The sequence below is a fragment of the Photorhabdus cinerea genome (assembly GCF_011189575.1).
Lineage (GTDB): Bacteria > Pseudomonadota > Gammaproteobacteria > Enterobacterales > Enterobacteriaceae > Photorhabdus > Photorhabdus cinerea.
In genome coordinates this window covers 34685-57387 of sequence record NZ_PUJW01000023.1, presented here as the reverse complement: position 1 = coordinate 57387, position 22703 = coordinate 34685, and the positions used below count along the sequence as shown (strand labels likewise).

The following is a 22703-nucleotide window of genomic DNA, read 5'->3' as shown; positions in this document are numbered from 1 at the left end:
AATTTTACCGATTGTAGCGGAATTCTAAGCCCCTGTACTCACCGGCATTAAAATTCACACCATTATTGTGGTGTAAAAATACCAATAACCTGCTCTTGCTTTCTGATATGAGAGGTTACTTTATCATCAGTCTGACGTTGCTGATGACCACAATGGACGCATTCCACCACATCCACCTGATCTTCCTGCCACATTGCCAATGTGTCCTGAGAATGGCATTCCGGACAGACAGCACCAGCAATAAATCTTTTTCGGCTTATTGACATGATTCGCTCCACTTATTCATATTCATTCCAACCATCCGGTTGGCGACGCTCATTCAGCATTTCCCGTTCAAACAGCTCTTCTAATTCTCGCCGTGCCTCTTTTATACGGGATATGTGAGCCACATCACCCTGTAGCTGTGGCATCAGTTCTCTCAACATCCGCATATCTAATCGCTGAAAGTGTTGTTTTGCACGATAAGCCTTATGTGGATGCATTCCCAACCCGACCAACGTTTTACGGCCCAATTCCAATGCACTGGAGAAAGTTTCACGAGTGAAGTTTTCTACCCCACTTTGCAACAGTTCATGCGCTTCCAAGCGCCCTCTGGCCCGCGCCATAATATGCAGATTCGGGAAATGTTTCTGACATAAATGAACAATCATCATGGTATTTTCCGGCTCATTACCAGTGATAACAATCGCCTTAGCTTTATCTGCACCTGCCGCACGTAGCAATTCTAATTCAGCCGCATCACCATAATAAACCTTGTAGCCATAACGTCGCATGGTACTGATAACACTGACATCACGTTCCAACACTGTTATGCGGATTTTATTCACCATCAGAAGACGGCCGATTACCTGCCCGAACCGACCAAAACCCACTAAAATCACTTGCGGATCATTATCTTCCACAAATGGCTGTTCATCCATCTCATCCTGGGCATTATAACGGCGTGCCAGAATAGCATCTATCAATTGCATCACCAGCGGCGTTGTCATCATTGATAGTGTTACCACTACTAACAACAAAGCCATCTGCCCGCTATTAAGGACATTTTGACTCAGTGCAGCAGAAAACAGCACAAAGGCAAATTCTCCGCCCTGGCTGAGTACACCGGAAAATTGCAAGCGAGATGAATTCCTTAAACCAGCAATCAACGCGATGAGATAAAGAACGATGCCCTTTACGACGACCAAAACCAGCACACCAAGTAACACATCTGTCAGATGTATCAGTAGTACTCCCAAATTTAAGGACATACCTACCGAAATAAAAAACAGCCCTAACAGCAAGCCCTTAAACGGCTCAATGGATATTTCCAGTTCATGGCGATATTCACTATCAGCCAGTAACACTCCGGCGATAAAAGTCCCCAGTGCCATGGAAAAACCGAGCACCTCCATAAACAGCGCCGAGCTGAGTACAACCAGTAATGCTGCCGCAGTAAATACCTCACGTACTCCGGATCTTACAACCAGACGGAACAGCGGGCGTAACAGATAACGACCTCCCAGCAACATGCCAGCAAAAGCGGCAATTTTCAGCATGATCCGATACCAGTCACTGGATGCGGTTTCACCGGCCAGAAGCGGGATCAATGCCAAAGCCGGGATCACCGCGATATCCTGAAACAGCAAAACTGAGAAACCAAGCTGCCCGCCCTCATTGCGGTTCATCCCCTTCTCTTTCATCAGCTGCAAAGCCATTGCTGTTGAGGACATCGCCATACCGATACCACCGATAACCGCCGCCTGCCATGCAAAATCTGTCAGATATAAAAGCGCGGCCAGCACTCCCGCCGTCAGAATAACCTGAGCCGCACCGACACCAAAAATAGATCGCCTGAGTTGCCAAAGTTTGGAAGGGTTAAGCTCAAGGCCGATGATAAACATCAGGAAAACAATCCCAAGCTCGGAGAAATGAAGAATATCATCAACATCTCTGATAAAGCTCAATCCCCATGGACCCAGAACGATCCCTGCCAATAAATAACCTAATACTGCACCAATCCTGAATTTCTGTGCGATTGGCACTGCCACTACAGCAGCAAATAAAAACAATATACTGGCGCTTAGTTGCGCTGAATGCTCCATAAGCTATAGCCCTCCGAATGACAATGGCGATTTGAGCCACTCACGATAAGCATTAGCATGGATGGCAAGAAGTTCAGGTTTTTGACGACGAGCCCAATAAATCACTATTGGCGGTAGCCAATGCATACGGCACATAGATGCTGTTTGTTCAAAAGGGCGAAGAATCTCTTCCATCGGATAGAGGTTATAACCATCAGGCTGGAAAGCCCCTTCTGGCTCTCCGGTTGTGATCACTGAACGCCAGTATTTCCCCTGTAACGCCAACCCGGTAATACCACTGGCAAATCCCCGTGTCAGCACACGATCCATCCACTCTTTTAATAAAGCTGGACAACTGTAAGTATATAGTGGATGTTGAAAAACAATCACTTGGTGCTCACGCAGCAGCTGTTGTTCATAATGCACATCAATAAAAAAATCCGGATAAGCTCCGTATAAGTCGTGAACCGTAACATGCTCTAAATCCAGCACAGGTTGTAACAAAACGCGGTTTGCAACTGAATCCTGTGACTCTGGATGGGCATACAGCAGCAGGACTTTAGGCGGCTGTAACATCATTACCCCCTGAAGAACGTGTCAGAACACGTATTTTCCGTTACCATGCATACAAAGTTATAAAACCGGACACTTATTGTCCGTTATTCCTAATTTAACATATTATATACAAACGGCACTTATGATTGTTTTCTCTTCATTACAAATTCGTCGCGGAACTCGTGTTTTGCTGGACAATGCCAGCGCCACTATCAATCCCGGACAGAAAGTTGGTCTGGTAGGGAAAAATGGCTGTGGCAAATCTACCTTACTCGCATTACTAAAAGATGAGCTTCAGGCTGAAGCAGGCACATTCACGTTTCCCAGTAACTGGGCATTGGCTTGGGTGAATCAGGAAACACCCGCACTAGAAACGCCAGCGCTGGAATATGTCATTGATGGTGATCGAGAGTTCCGTCAATTAGAACAGCAATTGCAGCTAGCCAATGAAAAAAATAATGGCAATCTCATCGCCCATCTACACAGTCAATTGGACACGATTCAAGCCTGGACTATCCGTTCAAGAGCATCCAGTCTGCTTCACGGTCTGGGTTTCTCTCAAGAACAACTTGATCAACCTGTGCGTGCATTCTCTGGTGGATGGCGTATGCGCCTCAATTTGGCTCAGGCACTACTCTGCCGTTCTGATTTATTATTGCTTGACGAACCCACTAACCACCTTGATCTGGATGCGGTTATTTGGTTGGAAAAATGGCTGACAAGCTATCCCGGCACATTAATCCTCATCTCCCATGACCGGGATTTCCTGGACCCAGTTGCCGACAAGATCCTCCATATTGAGCAACAATCTCTGTTTGAATACAGCGGTAATTACTCCTCTTTCGAACGCCAACGTGCTACCAAACTGGCACAACAACAGGCGCTTTATAAGAGCCAGCAGGAGAAAGTCGCCCATCTGCAAAGTTATATTGACCGTTTCCGAGCCAAGGCCAGTAAAGCCAAACAAGCTCAGAGTCGTATCAAGATGCTGGAGCGAATGGAGTTAATCGCTCCTGCTCATGTTGATAACCCATTCCATTTCAGTTTCCGTAAACCGGAAAGTCTGCCAAATCCACTACTAAAAATGGAAAAAGTCAGTGCAGGCTACGGCGAACGGACAGTTTTAAGTTCGATCAAATTGAATTTGGTTCCCGGTTCACGCATCGGTCTGCTTGGACGTAACGGTGCCGGCAAATCCACCTTGATTAAACTACTAGCTAATGAACTGAAATCCCAGAGTGGAAAAGTAGAATTAGCCAAAGGCATCAAACTGGGATATTTCGCCCAACATCAGTTGGAATATTTGCGTGCTGATGAATCGCCATTACAGCATATAGCACGTATTGCGCCACAAGAAACAGAACAGCAACTCAGGGATTATTTGGGTGGTTTTGGTTTTAAAGGCGATCAGGTAACTGATCCAAGTGGACGTTTTTCCGGGGGGGAGAAAGCACGTCTGGTTTTGGCATTGATGGTTTGGCAACGCCCTAACCTTCTGTTGCTTGACGAACCAACCAACCACCTCGACCTGGATATGCGTCAGGCACTAACAGAAGCATTGATTGACTTTGATGGTGCGCTGGTTGTGGTTTCCCATGACAGACATTTACTACGTTCAACAACAGATGAGCTATATTTGGTTCACGATGGCCGGGTAGAATCTTTCAATGGTGATTTAGAAGACTATCAACAATGGCTGACGGATCAACAGCGCCAACAAAATCAGCAATTGCGTGAAAACAATGATAAGGAAAGGGAACCTTCCAGCCAAAGTGCTCAAGAGAGAAAAGATCAAAAACGGCGTCAAGCTGACTTCCGTAACCAAACGCAGCCATTGCGCAAACAGCTTACTCATCTGGAAAAACAAATGGAGAAACTGAGTGACGAATTGGTTACATTAGAAAATCAGCTTTCAGACAGCGCTATTTACGATAACAGCCGTAAAGCCGAATTGACTGAATTTCTACAAAAACAAAATCAGGCAAAATCAAAATTAGAAGAAACTGAATTAGAATGGATGGAAATTCAGGAACAACTAGAGCAAATGACACAGGAATTTAATGGATAAATATTCTCATCAATGATACTTAATAAAGCGGAGGAAATAATCCGCTTTATTTTTCAATAATATCAATATATTACCTAAAATTTCCATATTACCCCCTTAAATCTACAGTTTATAATTACATTTCATTCAATCTAAATATCTTTGTTATTAACACCACTTATTTTCACTGTATTATATAATAAATCCACCTAAAACCCTCTATTTAATCTCCCATCTATATTGATATTTCCCGCTATAAGATCTTATTATTATCAATTAATAAATAACATTTTAACTTATTATATGAAGATATTATCCGGGATAATCTTTATATTTAAATAAACAGCCAAAACATCTTATTTTCACAAGTTTTATAAAAATAAATTTAAATTCATAACAAAAACAACATTATATCTTTCTCACATTATCAATTAATGAAGAAAATAGTTCTGCTTCATTTATTAATTCACAATCGATCACTGGACTCCATAAGATACCAAAATCAATCTCCATATCGGTTTCTAACACCTCTAATAAATTCAAGTATTGTGATGGAATTGAACGAATCACCTTTTGCGGAATTAATGAAAAACCATTATGTTTAATTATCAACTCAGTCATTACCATAATATCATTAGTTTTCAATATTAAGCTCATATTACTATTATCATAAATAGAAAATATATTAATACCATCGGCAAGGCCAATAGACATATTATTCTCATCCATATCAACAAGCTGATACAACGAGGCTATTTCCGCATTCAATTCAGAAAATTTCTGATTAAAATCAATGCCTTTTTTAAAAAGGTAAACAAGTTTTTCAGTGAAAATCTTCTTTGGTATAAGTGATGAAGTTAATGGTAAAGGAACGATCGCAATATGTAACAAGCCAGAGTTTAACAGACTCATTTGCTGTTCAAATGTCAGACCAGTAATTAATACAAGCACGACTTTTTCCCGTTTACCTAAACAAAGCTGTTCTTTCATTTTCCCAGAATCATAAATAGGAAAACAAGAGCTAATATAAAGATAATGTGGCGAATCATCTTGCAAATCATGATTAACCTGAATCTGAAACTGTTCAAAATGACCCAGTAATTTCTGAGCATTCTCAAAAGTTTTTTGTCCAAAATCAGTCAACCTGGTACCATTTGGTCCTCTGGAAAACAAAAGAGCACCAAACTCCTCTTCCAGTGCATTAATTTTCTTAGTCAACGCAGGTTGTGAAATATGTAATATTTGAGAAGCCTTATGATAATTAAGTGTTTCGGCTAACACGACAAAAGCTTTGAGATTACGTATATCCATATCTCCACCGTTCAGGTTTATTTTGCATATTTTCTTACGTTACTATTTCATAAATAAACTAATTTATTTAAACTAAATTTGATTAAATAGAGATTAAACAACAATTATAAGTTGATCAATTAATTTATTATAAAAACGTTAGCGACATATACAGCATTACATTTGTTACCATACATTCCGTCTATTCTCTAAGATAAATGAGTAAGTAATCCACTTAAATAAGATGTATTGAAGATAATAAATTTTCCGATTTTTAGGTATTTTCCTATCCAAATTATTATGCCCCCTGTGACATGAGTCTGTCAGAAATTCATCTTATGAAAATCAATTTCAAAAGTTCAGTAACAATGCCTCTTCCGATAAGTAATAGATAAAATGGCTAAGGTCAATCAAGCAATAATATTAGTCACATAGCTTAATATCTTTTACATAGGTATTTGGGGACATCCAGGATATTCTTGGACATACCAAATAATTATCACTTTTCAGTTTATAGTCCACATAGAAGGAGACGGGAAAACTCAAAAAAACTGAAGCAGTCGTTATCACAAATAAATATTTTGCACAGGTGTCATAGTGTTTTGGAAAACACTTTGCTAAAGAAAGATAAACAGCCGAGACCACAAAATAAAAAACAAAAGGAAATGAAAAAAATATCATAACACTACCTGAAAATGTTATTTTTTCATCCATTAAAATCAACGAAAGCAAATATTCACTTACTATATACATAGAAAACGACATCAAAGACAATATGAAAATCGCGCAAATAATGTGTATTATTTTTCTTTTATTATCTATGGCTATCTCGCTCATATTAATCACACAACTTAACATCTTTTACATAGGTATTAGGCGACATCCAGGATATCCTTGGACATACCAAATAATTATCACTTCTTAATTTATAATTCACATATAAAGATGTGGGAAAACTAAAAAAAAAACAAAAAAACCCATATCGAACCTAAATATTTCACAAAACCATCATGATATTTAGGATAATAACCAGTTACATTAACAAAAACAATAAAAAATATAGCATAAGAAATTAAAGGAAAAGAACAAAATACAATAAATACACTGCTCGAAAATGTTATTTTCTCATCCATTTTAACTAAAGAGATCAAATCATTTCCTGAAAAGAAGAAAGACACTAACGTTAAAATAAAAATAGCAAGAGCACCGATAATGCGTACAATCTTTCTTTTATTTTCCATAACGACCCCAATTATGAAGAAATTGATTGAAATTAGCTTCTGGTATTCTCGGTTTTCTCTCCATTTCTTTTTTAATTAAATTAATAATAGTTTCGCTAATTTTGAATTTTGTATCCAAAACATTAAGTTCGTATACCGTTATAAAACCTACACCAACCACAACACCGGCTACAAAAATTACGCTAGCACCAGCGGCAAATGTGATCATTACCAAAGACCCAATAGTCCAAGAAACAAAGGCTGCTACTGCTGTCTTAGCCAGATCTACCGCAATATTACCTAAGAAATCAGCCAGTTTGTATTCGTCCTTAAATATAAGTTCAACCGTTCGATAAGCTGCGGAAAATAATATACTGAATTTTATTCCCTTAACTATGCCACTATTTAATCCTTGTTGTCCTATCCCCATAGATATTATCTTCATGTTAGAAGCTTTGTACCTTGAAGCAGTAATAATCTTTCTAACGCCTGCATGACCTGAAATTTTAATATATTTTTCACCATTCTGCCAACATACTCTGTGGCTTTAATACCTAATCTTTTAAACTCTATTACTACATTTGTAAAGTCAAAAGCATCATGTATATTACCTGCATATGATGATATTGGATCTGCGACTGAGAACACTTTCTTCATAAATGGGCTTTGGGGTTTTGGCGAATCAATATCTTCCAAAACATTTTTCGCTTCTTCTAATGATAGCAGGGCAATATAAACGTCATTCTCTCTTAACTGCTTCTCAAGACCAATAGCATCAAAGAACTCATGTTGGGGTTTTAATTGATTAGTCCCAACATGACCTCTCAGGAAATCCCCCATCTCACCTTCCCAAGAGGGGTTGTATTTTCTATATGTCATCGTGAAACTTCCTCTAATATTCTTAAAATAAAAAATCGTCACATCAGTGTTTAACGGACGGTATTCCCAATTGGAGTGAAAGAGTACGACCATCTGAAGCTCTCATATTGATCATATGAGTTTCAGTTGACGACATCAATTGAAAACATAGCATCATCATTAATGCCAGTTTTTCCTCTGAAACTAACGGGCTATTCACTAATGCATTATCTAGTTGTTGTAATAACTGTTCTCTCTCGTCCATACGGTTAAACCCATTAATTATTAAGAATTAGAGTACAACACTATATTACATAAGAAATAGCCATGTCTATTATATAATAGCAAAACGTTAAATAAACGCGGAGTACCCGAAGCTGGTGCTGCATAATACGAAAATAACGCCTAATTTATAAGTATGATAATGATAAATATAAAGCGATTGGAATATTTTAAATTTCGTTTTCTAAGAACTGCTACAGCACAATCCATTCCATAAAATAAATATGTAAATCGAGTAAATCCTTCGTGATTTGGGAAATAAATTCGATATTGAACTATTAGTTTTTTTATATTCTAATGCTACAGTTATACTTCCGTAGCCTAGGCAAATAGCTTCAGGTCGTTTAGACAAAGCACTTGTATGGTAATTATTTATGTCTTATATGATTTACTTATCGTTAAACGGTAAGAAACAAGGTTTAATTTCTGCTGGTTGTTCAACTCTGGACTCTATAGGAAACCGATACCAAAAGGGGCACGAAGATCAAATACAGGTCTTGAGTTTAAATCACATGCTAACTCGAGAACAACATATCGATCATCACCCGATTCAGTTCATCAAACCTGTAGATAAATCATCCCCATTATTATCAGTCGCAATCTCTTCAAACGAACTACTGAATGCGATTTTTCTCTTTTATAGAACAAACACCGCTGGTCAGTTAGAACTTTTTTATGAGGTCAAATTAACAGAAGCAAGCGTTGTTGACCTGTCTTGCACCTATCCGAATTCGATAAATAATAATGAAATGATGCCGTATGAAAAGGTCCTTCTCAAATACAGATCCATATCCTGGGATCACGTAATCGCAGGTACATCAGCCTATAGTATATGGGACGATAGAATTTATTAAAAACAAACCGAGTTAAGCATATATATGCTTAACTCTTACTAATACGCAAAAAAACAAAAATAGTAACAACAACAATACCCAATAATGTCAATCGACCCCACATATCTGGAAAAAAACCTGCAGCCATAGCCGACCAAGATATAATCACCATAAAAGGAATTGTGCTCCACAAGAGATCCTTAAACCATATTAAAAAAAGATCCTTGAACCATGCCTTACTAAAAAGTTTTTTACTCATATACTAATCGCATTCGATAAACAATAATAAAATGATGCAGAATGAAAAAGTACTTCTTAAATACAAATCTATATACTAGGATAACATAATGTCAGACACCTATAACATTTACTAAAAACAAACTAAGATAAGCATATATATTTATATATGCTTAACAACGTTTACCAATAAACCACATAGCAATGAAAACAACAAAAATACCAACCAAGGTTAAACTAAACCATATGTCTGGAAAAAATATACCAGATATAAATGCCCAAATAACAATAATCCCAAAAGGAATCACCTCCCACAAGAGATCCTTAAACCATATTAAAAAAAGATCCTTGAACCATGCCTTACTAAAAAATTTTTTACTCATACATTAATTACTTTGATAATTGTAGAAACAATATCATCTTCACTGCTTTTTGTTCCAATAAGACCAACGCCTTTTGACAATCCTGGTTCAACTAAAAAATATAGCATTTCCAGTCTCTTACTATACAAAACCCAGTAAAAATACGGGTGCTCCCTCTTTAATTTATCTGCTGACACAGCAGCTTTTTCAAAAAGACCATATGATTGAAAAGCCGTTAGAATAACATTACCATATCTTCTAATACCTTCCCTTATAATCACATTCATAATTAAAGATTGATATATAACCTCTGCTACCGCAGTAGCTATAGAGTTTTTTGCAGTTCTAGATGCCACGAATGTTGATGAAAAATTTAATGACTTTTCCACTAACTTAATATATATCCTTTCTTTATCTTCATCACCTTGGTTCTTTAATAACTCTTCAGAAAACACCTTTGTTATTTCCTTTATAACATTTCGTCCTTTGACCATACTCCATACAGCCGAAATAAACCTCTCATCTTCACTATTTATTTTATCATTTATATCACGATAACCATCAAAGAAATATGACCCTCTCCTGACGAATCTATCGAACCCATCTTCCATTGTATTTACTGTATCTTCCGCTACTTCTCTTACTCCATCAACAGCCTTTTCTAGCCTTAAAGCCAGAATTCGGTCAGCCTCAAGTTTCATTCTTATATAATGTTCAATATAGTCTGCCATTTTTTATTTTCCTAAAAAACCAATTCGTCAAAAATCGTCACATCAGTGTTTAACGGACGATATTTCCAATTTAAGTGAAAGAGTACGACCATCTGAAGCTCTCATATTGATCATATGAGTTTCAGTTGACGACATCAATTGAAAACATAACATCATCATTAATGCCAATTTCTCCTCTGAAACTACTGGACTATTCACTAATGCATTATCCAGTTGTTGTAATAACAGTTCTCTATCGTCCATACGGTTAGACCCATTAATCATTAAGAATTAGAGTCTAACACTATATTACATAATAAATAGCCATGTCTATTATATAATAGCAGAACGTTAAATAAATTCGGAGAGCCAACAGTTGGTACTGTATAACACTAAAATAACGACTTTCTTTATAAGTATGATAAAGATAAAAAACGAGAAAAATATTTTAAATTCCATTCCATAAAAACTGATATAGCAAAATCCATTCCATAAAATAAATATGTAAATCGAGTAAAGCCTTATAAATATATATGTTTAATGCTTAACCTTTACTCTTTTGACTTATATATAAAGAAACAAAAATAACTATTACAGATATCGTTAACCAAAAAAAATCCTTAAACCACATTAGAAAAAGTGCTTTAAACCACCCTCTACTAAAAATTTTTTTATTCATATTCATACTTATATCCATACTAATATACTGATTACTTTAATAATCGTAGAAACAACTCATCCTCACAGTTATTTTTATTTCCCTCAATATAGTCTTATTATAACCTTTATTTCCTATACAACGCAGATTTTTAGCATTTTCATTTTCTCCGCTGCCTAAGAAATAATAAAGACAAATAAATTAATCGTTTCATAAAATTATTATAAAATTAAGATATAATAAAAAATTTAATATGTCTTATTTATTTGATTGATAAATCTTTTATTTATTTAATAAATGTGATAAATATCGAAAAATATTTTTGGATAATTCATCTAAATATTCACCTTACTTTAGCTAAAAAAGAATTCTATTGAACCGACTCGTATTTCCTGATTCATGGCCAAATTTGCTCTTTATGACAAAGAAGAGTAAATAACTATTTATCATTTCAAGAATATTCCATCAGGAACACAATATGAAAATCAATCTCAACAATATGGTCACCGAAAGCTGCAACCCAGCCAGCGCCAACATTGATACTTTGCCAACCCTTGAAATGCTAAAACTCATTAATGATGAAGATAAAAAAGTCGCACTGGCCGTAGAGCAAACTTTGCCGCAAGTCGCGGAAACAGTAGATAAAATTGCCGAAGCTTTCCATCAGGGAGGCCGTTTAATTTATAGCGGTGCCGGTACATCAGGCCGGTTAGGGATTCTGGATGCCAGTGAATGCCCCCCCACTTATGGCACCAGACCGGAACAAGTGGTTGGCTTGATTGCCGGAGGGCATCAGGCCATCTTAAGGGCCGTTGAAAATGCAGAAGATAACCGGCAACTGGGCGCAAACGATCTTAAGGCGCTACACTTTAACTCAAAAGATGTACTGGTTGGTATTGCCGCAAGTGGTCGTACACCTTATGTATTGGGTGCAATGGAGTATGCGAAATCAGTTGGCGCCACCGTCGCCTGTATCAGTTGTAACCCTGACAGCCCCATGACACAGGCCGCCGATATTGCTATCACACCTGTCGTTGGACCTGAAATTGTCACCGGTTCATCACGCATGAAAGCGGGTACTGCACAAAAGCTGATCCTGAATATGCTGACCACCGGTGCTATGATCCGCACAGGTAAAGTTTACGGCAACCTGATGGTGGATGTAGAAGCGACAAATGCCAAGCTGGTTGAAAGGCAGAAAAATATCATTATGGCCGCTACAGAATGCAACCGTGAACAAGCTGAGCGAGCATTAGCTGAATGTGATGGACATTGTAAAACCGCCATTGTGATGATTCTGGCAGGCATAGATGCTCAACAAGCAAAGGCGTTACTGGACAAAAATCACGGTTTTATTCGTCCGGCAATCTTAACCGTTCGGTAACAAACTCTCTTCCGTGAAGGAATAAATAAGATGGCTAAGATTAATCAGGTAATAGTTGTTCAGATCCTTAAAGCTATCGGCAATGCAGATAATGTTATCCAATGTGGCAACTGTATGACTCGCCTACGACTAACCCTGCGTGATCATACTCAAGTGGATAAAGCCGCACTGAAACAGATCCCCAGTGTGCTGGGTATTATTGAAAGCGATAATCAGTGTCAAATCGTACTTGGACCAGGAAAAGCTCAAACTGCGGCTGACATAATGAACAAACTGCTGGAATCTTCCGACCATCCACAACAATCAGAACAGGATAGCGCTGATTTAACCAATATTGCCTCCGCTAATAAAAAGCAGCTTAAAGAGAAACAAGTTAGTGCTATACATAAATTCCTGACGAAATTTGCCACTATTTTTACCCCACTTATCCCCGGTTTTATTGCCGTCGGTCTACTTCTGGGCGTTGCCACCTTACTTGAACAGATAGCCATTCAGGGCGTTGAACACCCTAACTCTGTTTTGGTTGAAATCATCGGCTATATGAAAGTGTTCAGTAAGGGAATGTTCAGCTTCCTTAGTATTTTGATTGGCTATAACGCGCAAAAAGCCTTTGGTGGTTCTGGCATAAACGGCGCGATTATCGCCTCGTTGTTTGTGCTGGGCTATAACCCGGATGCCACTAGCGGGTTCTACTCCGGCATTTCCACTTTCTTTGGTTACAGTATCGATCCACGCGGTAATATTATCGGCGTTCTGATCGCCGCTATTCTGGGAGCATGGGTAGAACGACAGGTTCGTAAGGTCATTCCAGACAATCTGGATATGATCCTCACTTCCGCGATCACCCTGCTGATTATGGGAGCCATTGCCTTTATCCTTATCATGCCGCTGGGAAGTTATCTGTTTAACGGCATGTCATGGTTGTTCCTTCATCTCAACGGTAATCCTTTTGGCACAGCGATATTGGCAGGGCTGTTTCTACTCGCTGTGATGTTTGGTGTTCATCAGGGGTTTGTTCCGGTCTATTTCGCGCTTATGGATGCACAGGGCTTTAATTCTCTGTTCCCAATCCTTGCCATGGCAGGAGGTGGACAAGTTGGCGCTGCACTGGCGCTGTATATAAAAGCTAAAAAAGATTCTCTGCTACGTACTCAAATAAAAGGCGCCATTATTCCAGGCTTTCTCGGTATCGGTGAGCCGTTGATTTACGGGGTAACACTGCCACGAATCAAACCTTTTATTACCGCTTGCCTAGGAGGCGCTGCCGGTGGTTTCTTTATCGGTCTGGTCGCTTATTTAGGTTTACCCATTGGACTGAATACGGTTTTTGGTCCATCTGGATTGGTCGCACTGCCGTTGATGACCTCCAACAACGGAATTTTTGTCGGCATGGCAATTTATGCAGCGGGGCTGATGGTTGCTTATCTCAGTGGTTTTGTACTGACGCTGCTATTTGGCTGTAAAAATGTCAATTTAACCTAGAATTAATGGATTGAATTACCCAATCCAAATCAATGGCACACAAGCTGCCGTCAATATTCCCATCATGATATTGAAAATAAACCAAGCATTACGACTACGAAGTAATGTTCCAATCAACGAACCAAAACCCGCCCACACGATACTGCTCAGGAAACTTATTAATACCATTGCGCCACTAATAACGATGATGGAATAGAGATACTGTTCACCAGCAATACTGTAACTGCCAACCGATCCTAATCCCATTAACCAGGCTTTAGGATTCAGGAACTGCAATAACCAGCCCTGATACCACCGCACCGGCTTTATAACAGCGCTACCTTTGGTATCCAGACGCCGGTAACTGGCGGTTACCGTTTTCCATGCCAACCACAGCAAATAGAGGCTACCCGCAATTTTCATTATCGTGTGAATAGCTGGATAAACCAATAGTAACGCAGCTATACCGAACGCTGCCAAATACAAAATAGTCTGCATTCCCAGAAGAATACCGAATATCAGTCCCAAAGAGCGAATAACACCAAAATTAGCGCCCGATGACGTCAGCAACATGTTGTTTGGACCAGGCGTAATGGAAGAAATAAACAAAAAAGTTGTTAATGAAAAAATCAGGCTTGCTGTCATGAATAGTTACCTTTCATCCTGAATAATGGCGTTTCCCTTTCACAGAAAATATCAGTATGTTATTCATCATACAATATAACTAATCATTAAATCGGAACCGTTATGTCTGATATCTTTCGTCCTCTAACCGGAGCCAGTAATCCACATTTGCAAACATTACTTCCGCGTTTGATGCGGTGGTATCCTACATTGCAACCCTACTGGCAACGACTTAATCTGCCAGATAACGATTTTGTTGACCTGGCATGGAGTGAAGATCCAACAACTGCGACCCACAAGCCACGGTTGATCCTGTTTCATGGGCTGGAGGGCAGTTTCAATAGCCCTTACGCCAACGGCTTGCTCCATATCTGTCAGAAAAAAGGCTGGCTTGGTGTTGTTATGCACTTCCGTGGGTGCAGTGGTGAACCAAACCGCCAGAAACGTCTCTATCACTCAGGCGAAACAAACGATGCCCGTTATTTTTTAAACTGGTTGAAACAGACCTACGGTGATGTACCAACCTCAGCTGTGGGTTATTCAATTGGTGGTAATGTACTGGCCTGTTATTTGGCAGAAGAAAAAACAAATGCTCAAGTCAATGCCGCAGTCGTTGTCTCCGCTCCTCTGATGCTGGAAGCCTGCTCCAACCGGATAGAAAGAGGATTTTCCCAAGTTTATGAGCGCTATCTGCTTAACAGCCTGAAACGTAATATTACTCGCAAATTGCTACGCTACCCAAATTCATTGCCAATCAATCTATCTCAGGTAAAAAGATTGAAACGTATTCGGGAATTTGATGAAATTGTAACCGCAAAAATCCACAATTTTAAAGATGCAGTAGACTACTATCGCCAGTGCAGTGCACTGCCACGTCTGCCTGACATTACTGTGCCACTGCTGATTATTCATGCCAAAGACGATCCCTTTATGTCTCCGGAAGTCGTCCCTGATCTCAAAACTCTGCCTAAGAATATTGAGTATCAAATGACAGAACATGGTGGACACGTCGGCTTTGTCAGTGGTTCACTGAAGAAACCACAAATGTGGCTGGAACAACGTATTCCAAGCTGGCTGTCATCTTATCTGGAGCAACCGCAATGATTATTCCATGGCAACAACTGGAACCAGAAACTTTGCTAAATTTGATAGAGAGCTTTGTCCTGCGGGAAGGTACTGACTATGGCGAACATGAAAAATCGCTTGAGCAGAAAGTCGCTGACATACGCCGTCAGTTAGAACGAGGGGATGTTATGCTGGTGTGGTCTGAACTGCATGAAAGCATCAATATTATGCCGAAAGAAATGTTCCATTTTTAATACTATGGAGTTTACTGTTTATGTCAGCCAAACATCCGATTATCGCTATTACCGGCTCCAGTGGGGCCGGAACAACAACAACGAGTTTAGCTTTCCGTAAAATTTTCCAGCAACTTAACATCAGTGCGGCACAAATAGAAGGAGACAGTTTCCACCGTTACACCCGCCCTGAAATGGATGCAGCAATTCGTAAAGCCAAAGAACAAGGCAGACATATCAGTTACTTTGGGCCAGAAGCCAATGATTTTGGCATGCTGGAAAAAACCATGATTGACTATGGTGAAACGGGTGAAGGTCGTCGTCGGAAATATCTTCATACTTATGACGATGCCGTTCCTTACAACCAGCTACCCGGTACATTTACTCCATGGGCATCCTTACCCAAGCAAACCGATGTGCTGTTCTATGAAGGTCTACATGGTGGCGTTGTAACACCACAACATAACGTTGCCAGCCATGTCGATCTGCTGGTAGGAGTAGTGCCGATTGTCAACCTTGAATGGATACAGAAACTTATTCGTGATACCGGGGAACGAGGACATTCACAAGAAGCGGTGATGGATTCCGTTGTTCGTTCTATGGATGATTATATCAATTACATTACGCCACAATTTTCGCGAACACATATCAACTTTCAACGTGTCCCTACCGTTGATACCTCCAACCCCTTTTCAGCCAAAGCCATTCCATCACTGGATGAAAGTTTCATTGTAATCCGTTTCCGTGATCTGACTCAGATTGATTTCCCGTACCTGTTATCAATGCTACAAGGCTCATTCGTTTCCAGTATTAACACCATTGTGGTTCCAGGCGGAAAAATGGGATTAGCAATGGAATTAATTATGACGCCATTAGTACAACGATTGCTGGAAGGGGAAAAGATTTGCTGATCAGAACCTGGGATAAATGTAAAAAATCCAGTCTCTGAATTCACATCTTTACATTATTCAGTTAATAAAACAGGTAACTGAAATGTTAGTTACCTGCCGTTATTTTTTAATCAATAAATAATATCTTAATCTGCATCTTTAATTTCAAAACTGTGGGTGATTTCAACTGACTTGCCCAGCATCAACGAAACAGAGCAATATTTTTCTGCGGAAAGTATAACTGCACGTTCAACCGCTTTATCTGTTAAATCTTTGCCTGTCACAATGAAATGCAGATTAATATGAGTAAACAAGCGTGGCGCTTCTTCACGACGGCGGGAAGTTAATTTTACCTCACAATCTATTACGTCATATCTACCTTTCTGCAAAATAGAAACAACATCAATCGTACTGCAACCACCGGCTGCCATTAATACCATTTCCATTGGGCTTGGTGCCTTATCGCCGGCATTTCCATCCATCATTATCTGATGACCCGAAGACGACTCCCCCAAAAGAGATAACCCTTCAACCCATTTTACCCGCGCTTGCATAATCCCCCCTTAAACCATTTTTTGCATTAAAGCCTACCCTTTCGGTATTAAACTGGCAATCTAATGCTCAGTTCATTATGCTGAAACAATACAAGACAAGACAGAAACCTTTTCCTGTGCTACAAACAGAAGCAGGTCAGGTATATATTAGGTTAGGATCAATACTCAGGGTTCAAATTTCAGATAACCTATATAAAACTTTCACCTGTCGGTTTTTCAACAAACTAATATGTTAAGCTAGTGTCTTTATAAGCCAGCCTGATGAGAAATTTTTAGATTCTCATGTTATTTAGGCAGCGATAACAACAGAGGATGAAGCGAATGGTTCTCGGCAAGCCACAAACAGACCCCACTCTTGAATGGTTTTTGTCACACTGCCATATTCATAAATATCCATCTAAAAGCACGCTTATTCATCAAGGCGAAAAAGCAGAGACGCTTTACTACATCGTAAAAGGCTCTGTTGCAGTTTTGATTAAAGATGAAGAAGGCAAAGAGATGATCCTCTCCTATTTAAATCAGGGAGATTTCATTGGCGAACTTGGATTATTTGAAGAAGGGCAAGAGCGTACAGCCTGGGTACGGGCTAAAAGTGCCTGTGAAGTGGCTGAAATTTCCTATAAAAAATTCCGCCAACTGATTCAGGTAAACCCGGATATTCTAATGCGTTTATCTGCCCAAATGGCAAGCCGTTTGCAAACGACTTCTGAGAAAGTCGGTAATCTAGCCTTTCTGGATGTTACCGGCCGTATTGCTCAGACCTTGCTGAATCTGGCAAAACAACCAGATGCTATGACCCACCCGGATGGGATGCAAATCAAAATCACACGTCAGGAAATTGGCCAAATTGTTGGCTGTTCCCGTGAAACGGTTGGTCGTATCCTGAAAATGCTGGAAGATCAAAACCTGATCTCCGCACACGGCAAAACAATTGTTGTTTACGGTACACGTTAATACCTGATGAATCAGCGCATTATATTTGCGCTGATTTTTCTTGTACTCGTTATACCAACTGGCTAATCGTCTTTTCCAACCGTTCCATTCCCTGGGCAATCTCTTCTTCATTGATAATCAACGAAGGTGTGAAACGCAGTACATCACTGCCAGCACTCAGTAACATCAACCCATTTTCAGCAGCCAGTTGCAGGATATCTTTAGATTTCCCCAGATACTGCCCTTTTAGTTCCGCACCAATCAGTAATCCTTTTCCACGGATCTCACCAAATACGGAATATTGCTGATTAATACCGTTCAAAAAATTCACAATTAAATTGTGACGTTTTTCAACCCCATCCAGAACCTCTGGTGTATTAATAATATCAAACGCAACATTTGCAACTGCACAAGCCAGCGGATTACCACCGTAAGTCGTACCGTGAGTTCCCGGCACCATAACTGAGGCAATATTCGCGGTGGTCAGCATAGCACTGACAGGAAAACCATTTCCTAGTGCTTTCGCTGTGGTGATAATATCCGGTGCAACATCATAATACATATAAGAAAACAGTTTGCCGGTACGTCCCATCCCACTTTGTACTTCGTCAAACACCAGCAGCACCTGATGCTTATCACAAAGCTCACGCACCCCATGAATAAACGCAGATGTTGCAGGAGTTACTCCCCCTTCTCCCTGAACAGGTTCCAATACAACAGCACAAGTATGGTCATCCATGACTGCCTTTACCGCCTCTAAGTCATTAAAAGGCACATGAATAATATCTGCGGGTTTTGGCCCAAAACCATCAGCATATTTTGGCTGACCACCAACAGAGACAGTAAAAAGGGTACGACCATGAAATCCCTGATGGAACGCAATAATTTTGGTTTTATATGGGCTGTGACGGGTAATTGCATAGTGACGAGCCAGTTTAAATGCAGCTTCATTCGCTTCTGCACCTGAATTAGCAAAAAATACCCGTTCAGCAAACGTAGCATCAATTAATTTCTGCGCCAGTATTAAAGCCGGTTCATTGGTGAAAATATTACTGATATGCCAAAGTTTCTCCCCTTGCTGCTTCAAAACATCAACCAACTCAGGGTGACAATGTCCCAAAGCCATAACAGCAATACCACCCGCAAAATCAATGTATTCCTTCCCTTGTTGATCCCATACACGACTACCTTGCCCTTTCACCGGTATAAACTGTGCCGGTGAATAGATTGGCAACATGACTTGATCGTAGGTATTTCTATTTACTGCGGCATATTCTGTCATTTTCCCACCCGATTTTTATATATACATTATTTAAAAGTGAAAATATAATCACAAAATACGCATGAAAAATCAAAGATGGGCCAATGAAAAAGATGAATAAATGAAGAAATTATTGGTATCTGGTTAATATCTAAGGAAGTTTCTCAGTAGCTGATGCCCTTGCTCGCTGAGAATGCTTTCTGGATGGAACTGCACACCTTCCAGAGGCAACGTGCGGTGACGAATTCCCATGATTTCATCTACATTGCCGTCATGCTGGCTCCATGCAGTAACCTCAAATGAAGCAGGTAATGTTTCCGCAGCAATCACCAATGAATGGTAACGGGTAACCGTTAATGGCCGATTAAGACCTTTAAACACACCTTGCTGATTATGATGAATAGCAGAAGTTTTCCCATGCATGACTTCTCTGGCTTTTACTACACTGGCACCAAATGCTTGTCCAATTGCCTGATGTCCAAGGCAAACCCCCAAAATCGGCAACTGCCCCGCAAAATGCGAAATCACAGTCAAAGAAATTCCTGCTTCATTTGGCGTACAGGGGCCTGGGGAAATAACAAGATGAGTGGGAGCCAATCTCTCAATATCCTCAAGCAGTAATTCATCATTGCGCTTAACTAAAACATCTGTTCCCAATTCACAAAAGTATTGATATAAGTTATATGTAAAAGAATCGTAGTTATCTATTATTAATAACATAGGAGACTATCCTACTCATTTATCGCTGTATTTGCTGTCCTGCCACTCCTGCAATTTATTTATCATGAACAACATGATTTTCAGGTAAAACGGCCTAACGACAACGGGGCGGCTATCATAGCACATCAATATTTGTAGCATAGCACAACAAAATTAATGGCTATCTTTTCCTCAATCAACTTACCCTCGCACCTACAAAATATATGCTCTATTTTGATATTCCATAAGTAAAGGTAACTGTTATGAAGACAAAACTGATTATAGCATCTCTTCTTTTGCTGTCCTTCCCCACGCTGGCTGTTACTAAAAATGCCAACATCTTCTTCCCGGAAAAAGGAGTTATTTGTGATAAAAAAGGAAAATATTGCGCTGATCAACAAAGTGTATCGCTAAAATTAACCGAAAGATATTTAGGGAAAAAAGCAGCAGAGCACCTGAAAAAAGAGTTTGGTGATGGGAAAAATATTGACTTTTCATCCTTCACTTTAAGTAACAGCGTACACTGTGAGAGTAAAGAGAAGAAGTGCTACAAAGATAGATATTTTCCACGAACCGAAGTGAATAAAGAATTTACCCAAAAGATGTATGAATAATGGCGAAACCGGCCTTCATTCATTCAATGAAGGCCACATTTTTAATCAGATGTAAGTTAACCAAAAGACTAAAAACTGCCGCAACCACCGTAATAGTTCATGTCTCAGAAAAAAATCAGGGGATAATTTCAGCAGATAGGATAACCACGGGTTTAACTGGTACATTCTGATATGGACCAACATTTTCAGTCTTCACCTGAGAAATTTTATCTACAACGTCCATACCTTTTACGACCTTACCAAATACTGCATAACCAAAATCACGCTGACCATGATCAAGAAAAGCATTATCCGCTACATTGATAAAGAATTGGCTAGTGGCACTGTCTTTATCGGCGGTACGCGCCATAGAGATAGTTCCACGTAAATTACGCAGCTTATTATCTGCCTCATTTTTAATTGGTGCTTTCGTCGCTTTCTGCTGCAAGTCTTTGGTAAAACCGCCACCCTGAACCATAAATCCTGGGATCACCCGATGGAAAATTGTATTGTTGTAATAACCCTCATTAACGTATTCAATAAAGTTTTTTGTTGTAATCGGTGCTTTCTGACTATTTAATTCCAGTTCAATATTACCCTCTGTTGTCGTCAGCTTTACATGAGTTTCACCCGCAGCCAAAGCCAGAGGTGCCATTGCGCTCAGAGAACATGCAGTTACAAGCGTCACTAAAATACGTTTAAACATTCTGGGTTCCTATACTATTAAGGTCAACAACACAAGCTGAATCAATTCTAATAATCTCCTCAGCATCGTGCTCAATATTTACTTACATTTACGCTATCAATCGGATGGTGCTTTAGATAAGAATTAATCTTCTCACAATAGGTCAGATTTTATTTCCCAAATAGAGCAGTCACTGACGGCAAAATAGCGGGTTTAACTCAGTCCGCCAGAAATATGTCATTATTTTTAATTCTGTCAACAAGCAGCGGCTATCGGTATAATCCTCTTTGCCATATATTCAGCGCATTTCTCAGGGAGATAATCATTTTGACCATCAAAAACTACAACTATCATATGACCCGTTTTATCACGAGCGCACCTGATATTCGCCATTTGCCTCAGGATGTGGGCATTGAAGTCGCGTTTGCCGGTCGCTCGAATGCAGGTAAATCCAGCGCTCTGAATGCCCTGACGAAACAAAAAAGCCTCGCTCGTACCAGTAAAACACCAGGCCGTACTCAACTGATCAATTTATTTGAAGTCGAGGAAGGCATTCGCTTGGTTGATTTGCCAGGTTATGGTTATGCTGAAGTACCAGAAGAGATAAAGCGTAAATGGCAAAAAGCACTGGGTGAATACCTGCAAAAACGTGAATGTCTACTTGGACTCGTCGTGTTGATGGATATCCGTCACCCACTGAAAGATCTTGATCAACAGATGATCCAATGGGCGGTGACAATGAATGTACCGATCATGGTGCTGCTGACTAAAGCCGATAAATTGACATCCAGCGCCCGTAAGAGCCAGTTGATTAAAATACGTGGAGAATTGGCAAATCTTAATGGGGATATTCAGGTGGAATACTTCTCTGCCTTGAAAAAGATCGGGATTGATAAGTTACAGCATAAACTAGACATATGGTTCAACCAAGCAGCTGTTCAGATTGAAAGTGACATCTAATCCAACCTTTCCTTATCCTAATATAATTAAATGCAGATAAAAAAACGCCCCAGTCAAAATTGACTGGGGCAGCTAATATTCAGCTAAATCCGATTACGTGAAGTAAAAGGTCTGAAAGATAGAACATCTTACCTCTGTACCCTACGCCGACAACTCTACCCTATTTTATTTCTCAGAAAAAGCTTTTTTGTAATTTATTTTCAATGATTATCTCGATTCAGCTTAGGTTTTTGATTCTTTTACCGC

The 22703-nt window shown here is 39.6% G+C and carries 24 protein-coding genes and 2 pseudogenes; 10 read left to right on the top strand and 16 right to left on the bottom strand.

Translation table 11 applies throughout. From position 1 onward, the window contains the following. Positions 1 to 62: 62 nt before the first annotated feature. From C5469_RS18320 to kefG, 3 genes are read right to left on the bottom strand one after another with little or no spacing between them, the layout of a single operon-like run. Positions 63 to 266 (bottom strand): YheV family putative zinc ribbon protein, encoded by a 204-nt coding sequence (locus tag C5469_RS18320; protein ID WP_054481083.1) that lies wholly within the window; start codon positions 264 to 266, stop codon positions 63 to 65. A gap of 12 nt (positions 267 to 278) precedes the next feature. Beyond that, a complete protein-coding gene (kefB, locus tag C5469_RS18315) occupies positions 279 to 2084 on the bottom strand; it encodes a glutathione-regulated potassium-efflux system protein KefB (protein ID WP_166309679.1) in 1806 nt (601 codons plus the stop codon). Positions 2085 to 2087: 3 nt separating this feature from the next. Continuing rightward, positions 2088 to 2639: a glutathione-regulated potassium-efflux system ancillary protein KefG gene (gene kefG, locus C5469_RS18310; protein ID WP_054481078.1), complete on the bottom strand. Its 552-nt coding sequence runs from the start codon at positions 2637 to 2639 to the stop codon at positions 2088 to 2090. Positions 2640 to 2760: 121 nt separating this feature from the next. On the opposite strand from kefG, the gene C5469_RS18305 reads away from it, so the two are divergent. Next, complete coding sequence (locus C5469_RS18305; RefSeq protein ID WP_166309677.1) at positions 2761 to 4686, top strand: ABC transporter ATP-binding protein; 1926 nt, start codon at positions 2761 to 2763, stop codon at positions 4684 to 4686. 387 nt (positions 4687 to 5073) lie between these two features. Here the strand turns inward: C5469_RS18305 and C5469_RS18300 are convergent, their stop codons facing one another. The 5 genes and pseudogenes from C5469_RS18300 to C5469_RS18280 all read right to left on the bottom strand — a co-directional run bounded on the left by C5469_RS18300 (position 5074) and on the right by C5469_RS18280 (position 8298). Beyond that, positions 5074 to 5976, bottom strand: a complete 903-nt coding sequence (locus tag C5469_RS18300; protein WP_166309675.1) for a LysR family transcriptional regulator — start codon at positions 5974 to 5976, stop codon at positions 5074 to 5076. A 402-nt stretch (positions 5977 to 6378) separates the two neighbouring features. Next, on the bottom strand, positions 6379 to 6669 hold the full coding sequence (locus C5469_RS18295; protein ID WP_339414578.1) for a DUF1240 domain-containing protein: 291 nt from the start codon (positions 6667 to 6669) through the stop codon (positions 6379 to 6381). A gap of 124 nt (positions 6670 to 6793) precedes the next feature. After that, positions 6794 to 7196 (bottom strand): annotated as a pseudogene (locus C5469_RS18290) (DUF1240 domain-containing protein). Next, positions 7186 to 7823 (bottom strand): annotated as a pseudogene (locus C5469_RS18285) (hypothetical protein). Before C5469_RS18285 ends, C5469_RS18290 begins: the two co-directional pseudogenes overlap by 11 nt. Positions 7824 to 8097: 274 nt before the next feature. After that, positions 8098 to 8298 carry a hypothetical protein gene (locus C5469_RS18280; RefSeq protein ID WP_166309673.1) on the bottom strand — a complete coding sequence of 67 codons (201 nt, stop codon included), beginning with the start codon at positions 8296 to 8298 and terminating at the stop codon, positions 8098 to 8100. 391 nt (positions 8299 to 8689) lie between these two features. On the opposite strand from C5469_RS18280, the gene C5469_RS18275 reads away from it, so the two are divergent. Next, a complete protein-coding gene (locus tag C5469_RS18275) occupies positions 8690 to 9169 on the top strand; it encodes an Hcp family type VI secretion system effector (RefSeq protein WP_166309671.1) in 480 nt (159 codons plus the stop codon). A 595-nt stretch (positions 9170 to 9764) separates the two neighbouring features. Here C5469_RS18275 and C5469_RS18270 read toward each other — a convergent pair. Together C5469_RS18270 and C5469_RS18265 are read right to left on the bottom strand one after the other, a co-directional pair. Beyond that, positions 9765 to 10478: a hypothetical protein gene (locus C5469_RS18270; protein ID WP_166309669.1), complete on the bottom strand. Its 714-nt coding sequence runs from the start codon at positions 10476 to 10478 to the stop codon at positions 9765 to 9767. A 42-nt stretch (positions 10479 to 10520) separates the two neighbouring features. Continuing rightward, positions 10521 to 10721 (bottom strand): hypothetical protein, encoded by a 201-nt coding sequence (locus tag C5469_RS18265; RefSeq protein WP_166309668.1) that lies wholly within the window; start codon positions 10719 to 10721, stop codon positions 10521 to 10523. Positions 10722 to 11593: 872 nt separating this feature from the next. Between C5469_RS18265 and murQ the strand changes: the two genes are divergently transcribed. Both murQ and murP read left to right on the top strand, forming a co-directional pair. Next, complete coding sequence (gene murQ / locus C5469_RS18260) at positions 11594 to 12499, top strand: N-acetylmuramic acid 6-phosphate etherase (RefSeq protein ID WP_166309666.1); 906 nt, start codon at positions 11594 to 11596, stop codon at positions 12497 to 12499. Positions 12500 to 12529: 30 nt separating this feature from the next. After that, positions 12530 to 13981 carry a PTS N-acetylmuramic acid transporter subunit IIBC gene (murP, locus tag C5469_RS18255; protein WP_166309664.1) on the top strand — a complete coding sequence of 484 codons (1452 nt, stop codon included), beginning with the start codon at positions 12530 to 12532 and terminating at the stop codon, positions 13979 to 13981. A 15-nt stretch (positions 13982 to 13996) separates the two neighbouring features. Here murP and C5469_RS18250 read toward each other — a convergent pair whose 3' ends face one another. Next, positions 13997 to 14605, bottom strand: coding sequence for a LysE family translocator (locus C5469_RS18250; protein ID WP_166309662.1), 609 nt, complete (start codon positions 14603 to 14605; stop codon positions 13997 to 13999). Between the two features lie 102 nt (positions 14606 to 14707). Here C5469_RS18250 and C5469_RS18245 point away from each other — a divergent pair, with 102 nt between their 5' ends. The 3 genes from C5469_RS18245 to C5469_RS18235 are packed head-to-tail and all read left to right on the top strand — an operon-like array spanning position 14708 to position 16793. Continuing rightward, on the top strand, positions 14708 to 15688 hold the full coding sequence (locus C5469_RS18245) for a hydrolase (protein ID WP_166309660.1): 981 nt from the start codon (positions 14708 to 14710) through the stop codon (positions 15686 to 15688). Beyond that, positions 15685 to 15903 (top strand): YheU family protein, encoded by a 219-nt coding sequence (locus tag C5469_RS18240; RefSeq protein WP_166309658.1) that lies wholly within the window; start codon positions 15685 to 15687, stop codon positions 15901 to 15903. Before C5469_RS18245 ends, C5469_RS18240 begins: the two co-directional genes overlap by 4 nt. Positions 15904 to 15923: 20 nt before the next feature. Further along, complete coding sequence (locus tag C5469_RS18235; protein WP_054478477.1) at positions 15924 to 16793, top strand: phosphoribulokinase; 870 nt, start codon at positions 15924 to 15926, stop codon at positions 16791 to 16793. A gap of 125 nt (positions 16794 to 16918) precedes the next feature. Here C5469_RS18235 and C5469_RS18230 read toward each other — a convergent pair whose 3' ends face one another. Next, entirely contained in the window at positions 16919 to 17326 is a 408-nt protein-coding gene (locus C5469_RS18230; RefSeq protein ID WP_054478475.1) for an OsmC family protein, read from the bottom strand. 321 nt (positions 17327 to 17647) lie between these two features. Between C5469_RS18230 and crp the strand changes: the two genes are divergently transcribed. After that, positions 17648 to 18280: a cAMP-activated global transcriptional regulator CRP gene (gene crp, locus C5469_RS18225; protein WP_004240730.1), complete on the top strand. Its 633-nt coding sequence runs from the start codon at positions 17648 to 17650 to the stop codon at positions 18278 to 18280. A gap of 49 nt (positions 18281 to 18329) precedes the next feature. Here the strand turns inward: crp and argD are convergent, their stop codons facing one another. Both argD and C5469_RS18215 read right to left on the bottom strand, forming a co-directional pair. Next, entirely contained in the window at positions 18330 to 19541 is a 1212-nt protein-coding gene (argD, locus tag C5469_RS18220; RefSeq protein ID WP_166309656.1) for a bifunctional acetylornithine/succinyldiaminopimelate transaminase, read from the bottom strand. 123 nt (positions 19542 to 19664) lie between these two features. Further along, positions 19665 to 20240: an aminodeoxychorismate synthase component II gene (locus C5469_RS18215; protein ID WP_166309654.1), complete on the bottom strand. Its 576-nt coding sequence runs from the start codon at positions 20238 to 20240 to the stop codon at positions 19665 to 19667. A 242-nt stretch (positions 20241 to 20482) separates the two neighbouring features. Here C5469_RS18215 and C5469_RS18210 point away from each other — a divergent pair, with 242 nt between their 5' ends. After that, complete coding sequence (locus C5469_RS18210; RefSeq protein ID WP_166309652.1) at positions 20483 to 20833, top strand: YcgJ family protein; 351 nt, start codon at positions 20483 to 20485, stop codon at positions 20831 to 20833. Positions 20834 to 20948: 115 nt separating this feature from the next. Here C5469_RS18210 and ppiA read toward each other — a convergent pair whose 3' ends face one another. Continuing rightward, on the bottom strand, positions 20949 to 21518 hold the full coding sequence (ppiA, locus tag C5469_RS18205; RefSeq protein ID WP_036772934.1) for a peptidylprolyl isomerase A: 570 nt from the start codon (positions 21516 to 21518) through the stop codon (positions 20949 to 20951). A gap of 306 nt (positions 21519 to 21824) precedes the next feature. Here ppiA and yihA point away from each other — a divergent pair, with 306 nt between their 5' ends. After that, positions 21825 to 22457: a ribosome biogenesis GTP-binding protein YihA/YsxC gene (yihA, locus tag C5469_RS18200; protein ID WP_166309650.1), complete on the top strand. Its 633-nt coding sequence runs from the start codon at positions 21825 to 21827 to the stop codon at positions 22455 to 22457. A 79-nt stretch (positions 22458 to 22536) separates the two neighbouring features. Here yihA and spfP read toward each other — a convergent pair whose 3' ends face one another. Beyond that, positions 22537 to 22584: a small protein SpfP gene (spfP, locus tag C5469_RS24705; RefSeq protein WP_438361642.1), complete on the bottom strand. Its 48-nt coding sequence runs from the start codon at positions 22582 to 22584 to the stop codon at positions 22537 to 22539. Positions 22585 to 22703: the final 119 nt, after the last annotated feature.

Coding starts and splice junctions, on each gene's coding strand:
- C5469_RS18320 (WP_054481083.1), bottom strand. CDS start 266: ATGTCAATAAGCCGAAAAAGATTTATTGCTGGTGCTGTCTGTCCGGAA.
- C5469_RS18235 (WP_054478477.1), top strand. CDS start 15,924: ATGTCAGCCAAACATCCGATTATCGCTATTACCGGCTCCAGTGGGGCC.
- kefB (WP_166309679.1), bottom strand. CDS start 2,084: ATGGAGCATTCAGCGCAACTAAGCGCCAGTATATTGTTTTTATTTGCT.
- C5469_RS18230 (WP_054478475.1), bottom strand. CDS start 17,326: ATGCAAGCGCGGGTAAAATGGGTTGAAGGGTTATCTCTTTTGGGGGAG.
- argD (WP_166309656.1), bottom strand. CDS start 19,541: ATGACAGAATATGCCGCAGTAAATAGAAATACCTACGATCAAGTCATG.
- C5469_RS18245 (WP_166309660.1), top strand. CDS start 14,708: ATGTCTGATATCTTTCGTCCTCTAACCGGAGCCAGTAATCCACATTTG.
- C5469_RS18240 (WP_166309658.1), top strand. CDS start 15,685: ATGATTATTCCATGGCAACAACTGGAACCAGAAACTTTGCTAAATTTG.
- crp (WP_004240730.1), top strand. CDS start 17,648: ATGGTTCTCGGCAAGCCACAAACAGACCCCACTCTTGAATGGTTTTTG.
- C5469_RS18215 (WP_166309654.1), bottom strand. CDS start 20,240: ATGTTATTAATAATAGATAACTACGATTCTTTTACATATAACTTATAT.
- murQ (WP_166309666.1), top strand. CDS start 11,594: ATGAAAATCAATCTCAACAATATGGTCACCGAAAGCTGCAACCCAGCC.
- ppiA (WP_036772934.1), bottom strand. CDS start 21,518: ATGTTTAAACGTATTTTAGTGACGCTTGTAACTGCATGTTCTCTGAGC.
- C5469_RS18305 (WP_166309677.1), top strand. CDS start 2,761: ATGATTGTTTTCTCTTCATTACAAATTCGTCGCGGAACTCGTGTTTTG.
- kefG (WP_054481078.1), bottom strand. CDS start 2,639: ATGTTACAGCCGCCTAAAGTCCTGCTGCTGTATGCCCATCCAGAGTCA.
- C5469_RS18300 (WP_166309675.1), bottom strand. CDS start 5,976: ATGGATATACGTAATCTCAAAGCTTTTGTCGTGTTAGCCGAAACACTT.
- C5469_RS18250 (WP_166309662.1), bottom strand. CDS start 14,605: ATGACAGCAAGCCTGATTTTTTCATTAACAACTTTTTTGTTTATTTCT.
- C5469_RS18210 (WP_166309652.1), top strand. CDS start 20,483: ATGAAGACAAAACTGATTATAGCATCTCTTCTTTTGCTGTCCTTCCCC.
- C5469_RS18265 (WP_166309668.1), bottom strand. CDS start 10,721: ATGGACGATAGAGAACTGTTATTACAACAACTGGATAATGCATTAGTG.
- C5469_RS18275 (WP_166309671.1), top strand. CDS start 8,690: ATGTCTTATATGATTTACTTATCGTTAAACGGTAAGAAACAAGGTTTA.
- C5469_RS18270 (WP_166309669.1), bottom strand. CDS start 10,478: ATGGCAGACTATATTGAACATTATATAAGAATGAAACTTGAGGCTGAC.
- C5469_RS18295 (WP_339414578.1), bottom strand. CDS start 6,669: ATGGATGAAAAAATAACATTTTCAGGTAGTGTTATGATATTTTTTTCA.
- murP (WP_166309664.1), top strand. CDS start 12,530: ATGGCTAAGATTAATCAGGTAATAGTTGTTCAGATCCTTAAAGCTATC.
- C5469_RS18280 (WP_166309673.1), bottom strand. CDS start 8,298: ATGGACGAGAGAGAACAGTTATTACAACAACTAGATAATGCATTAGTG.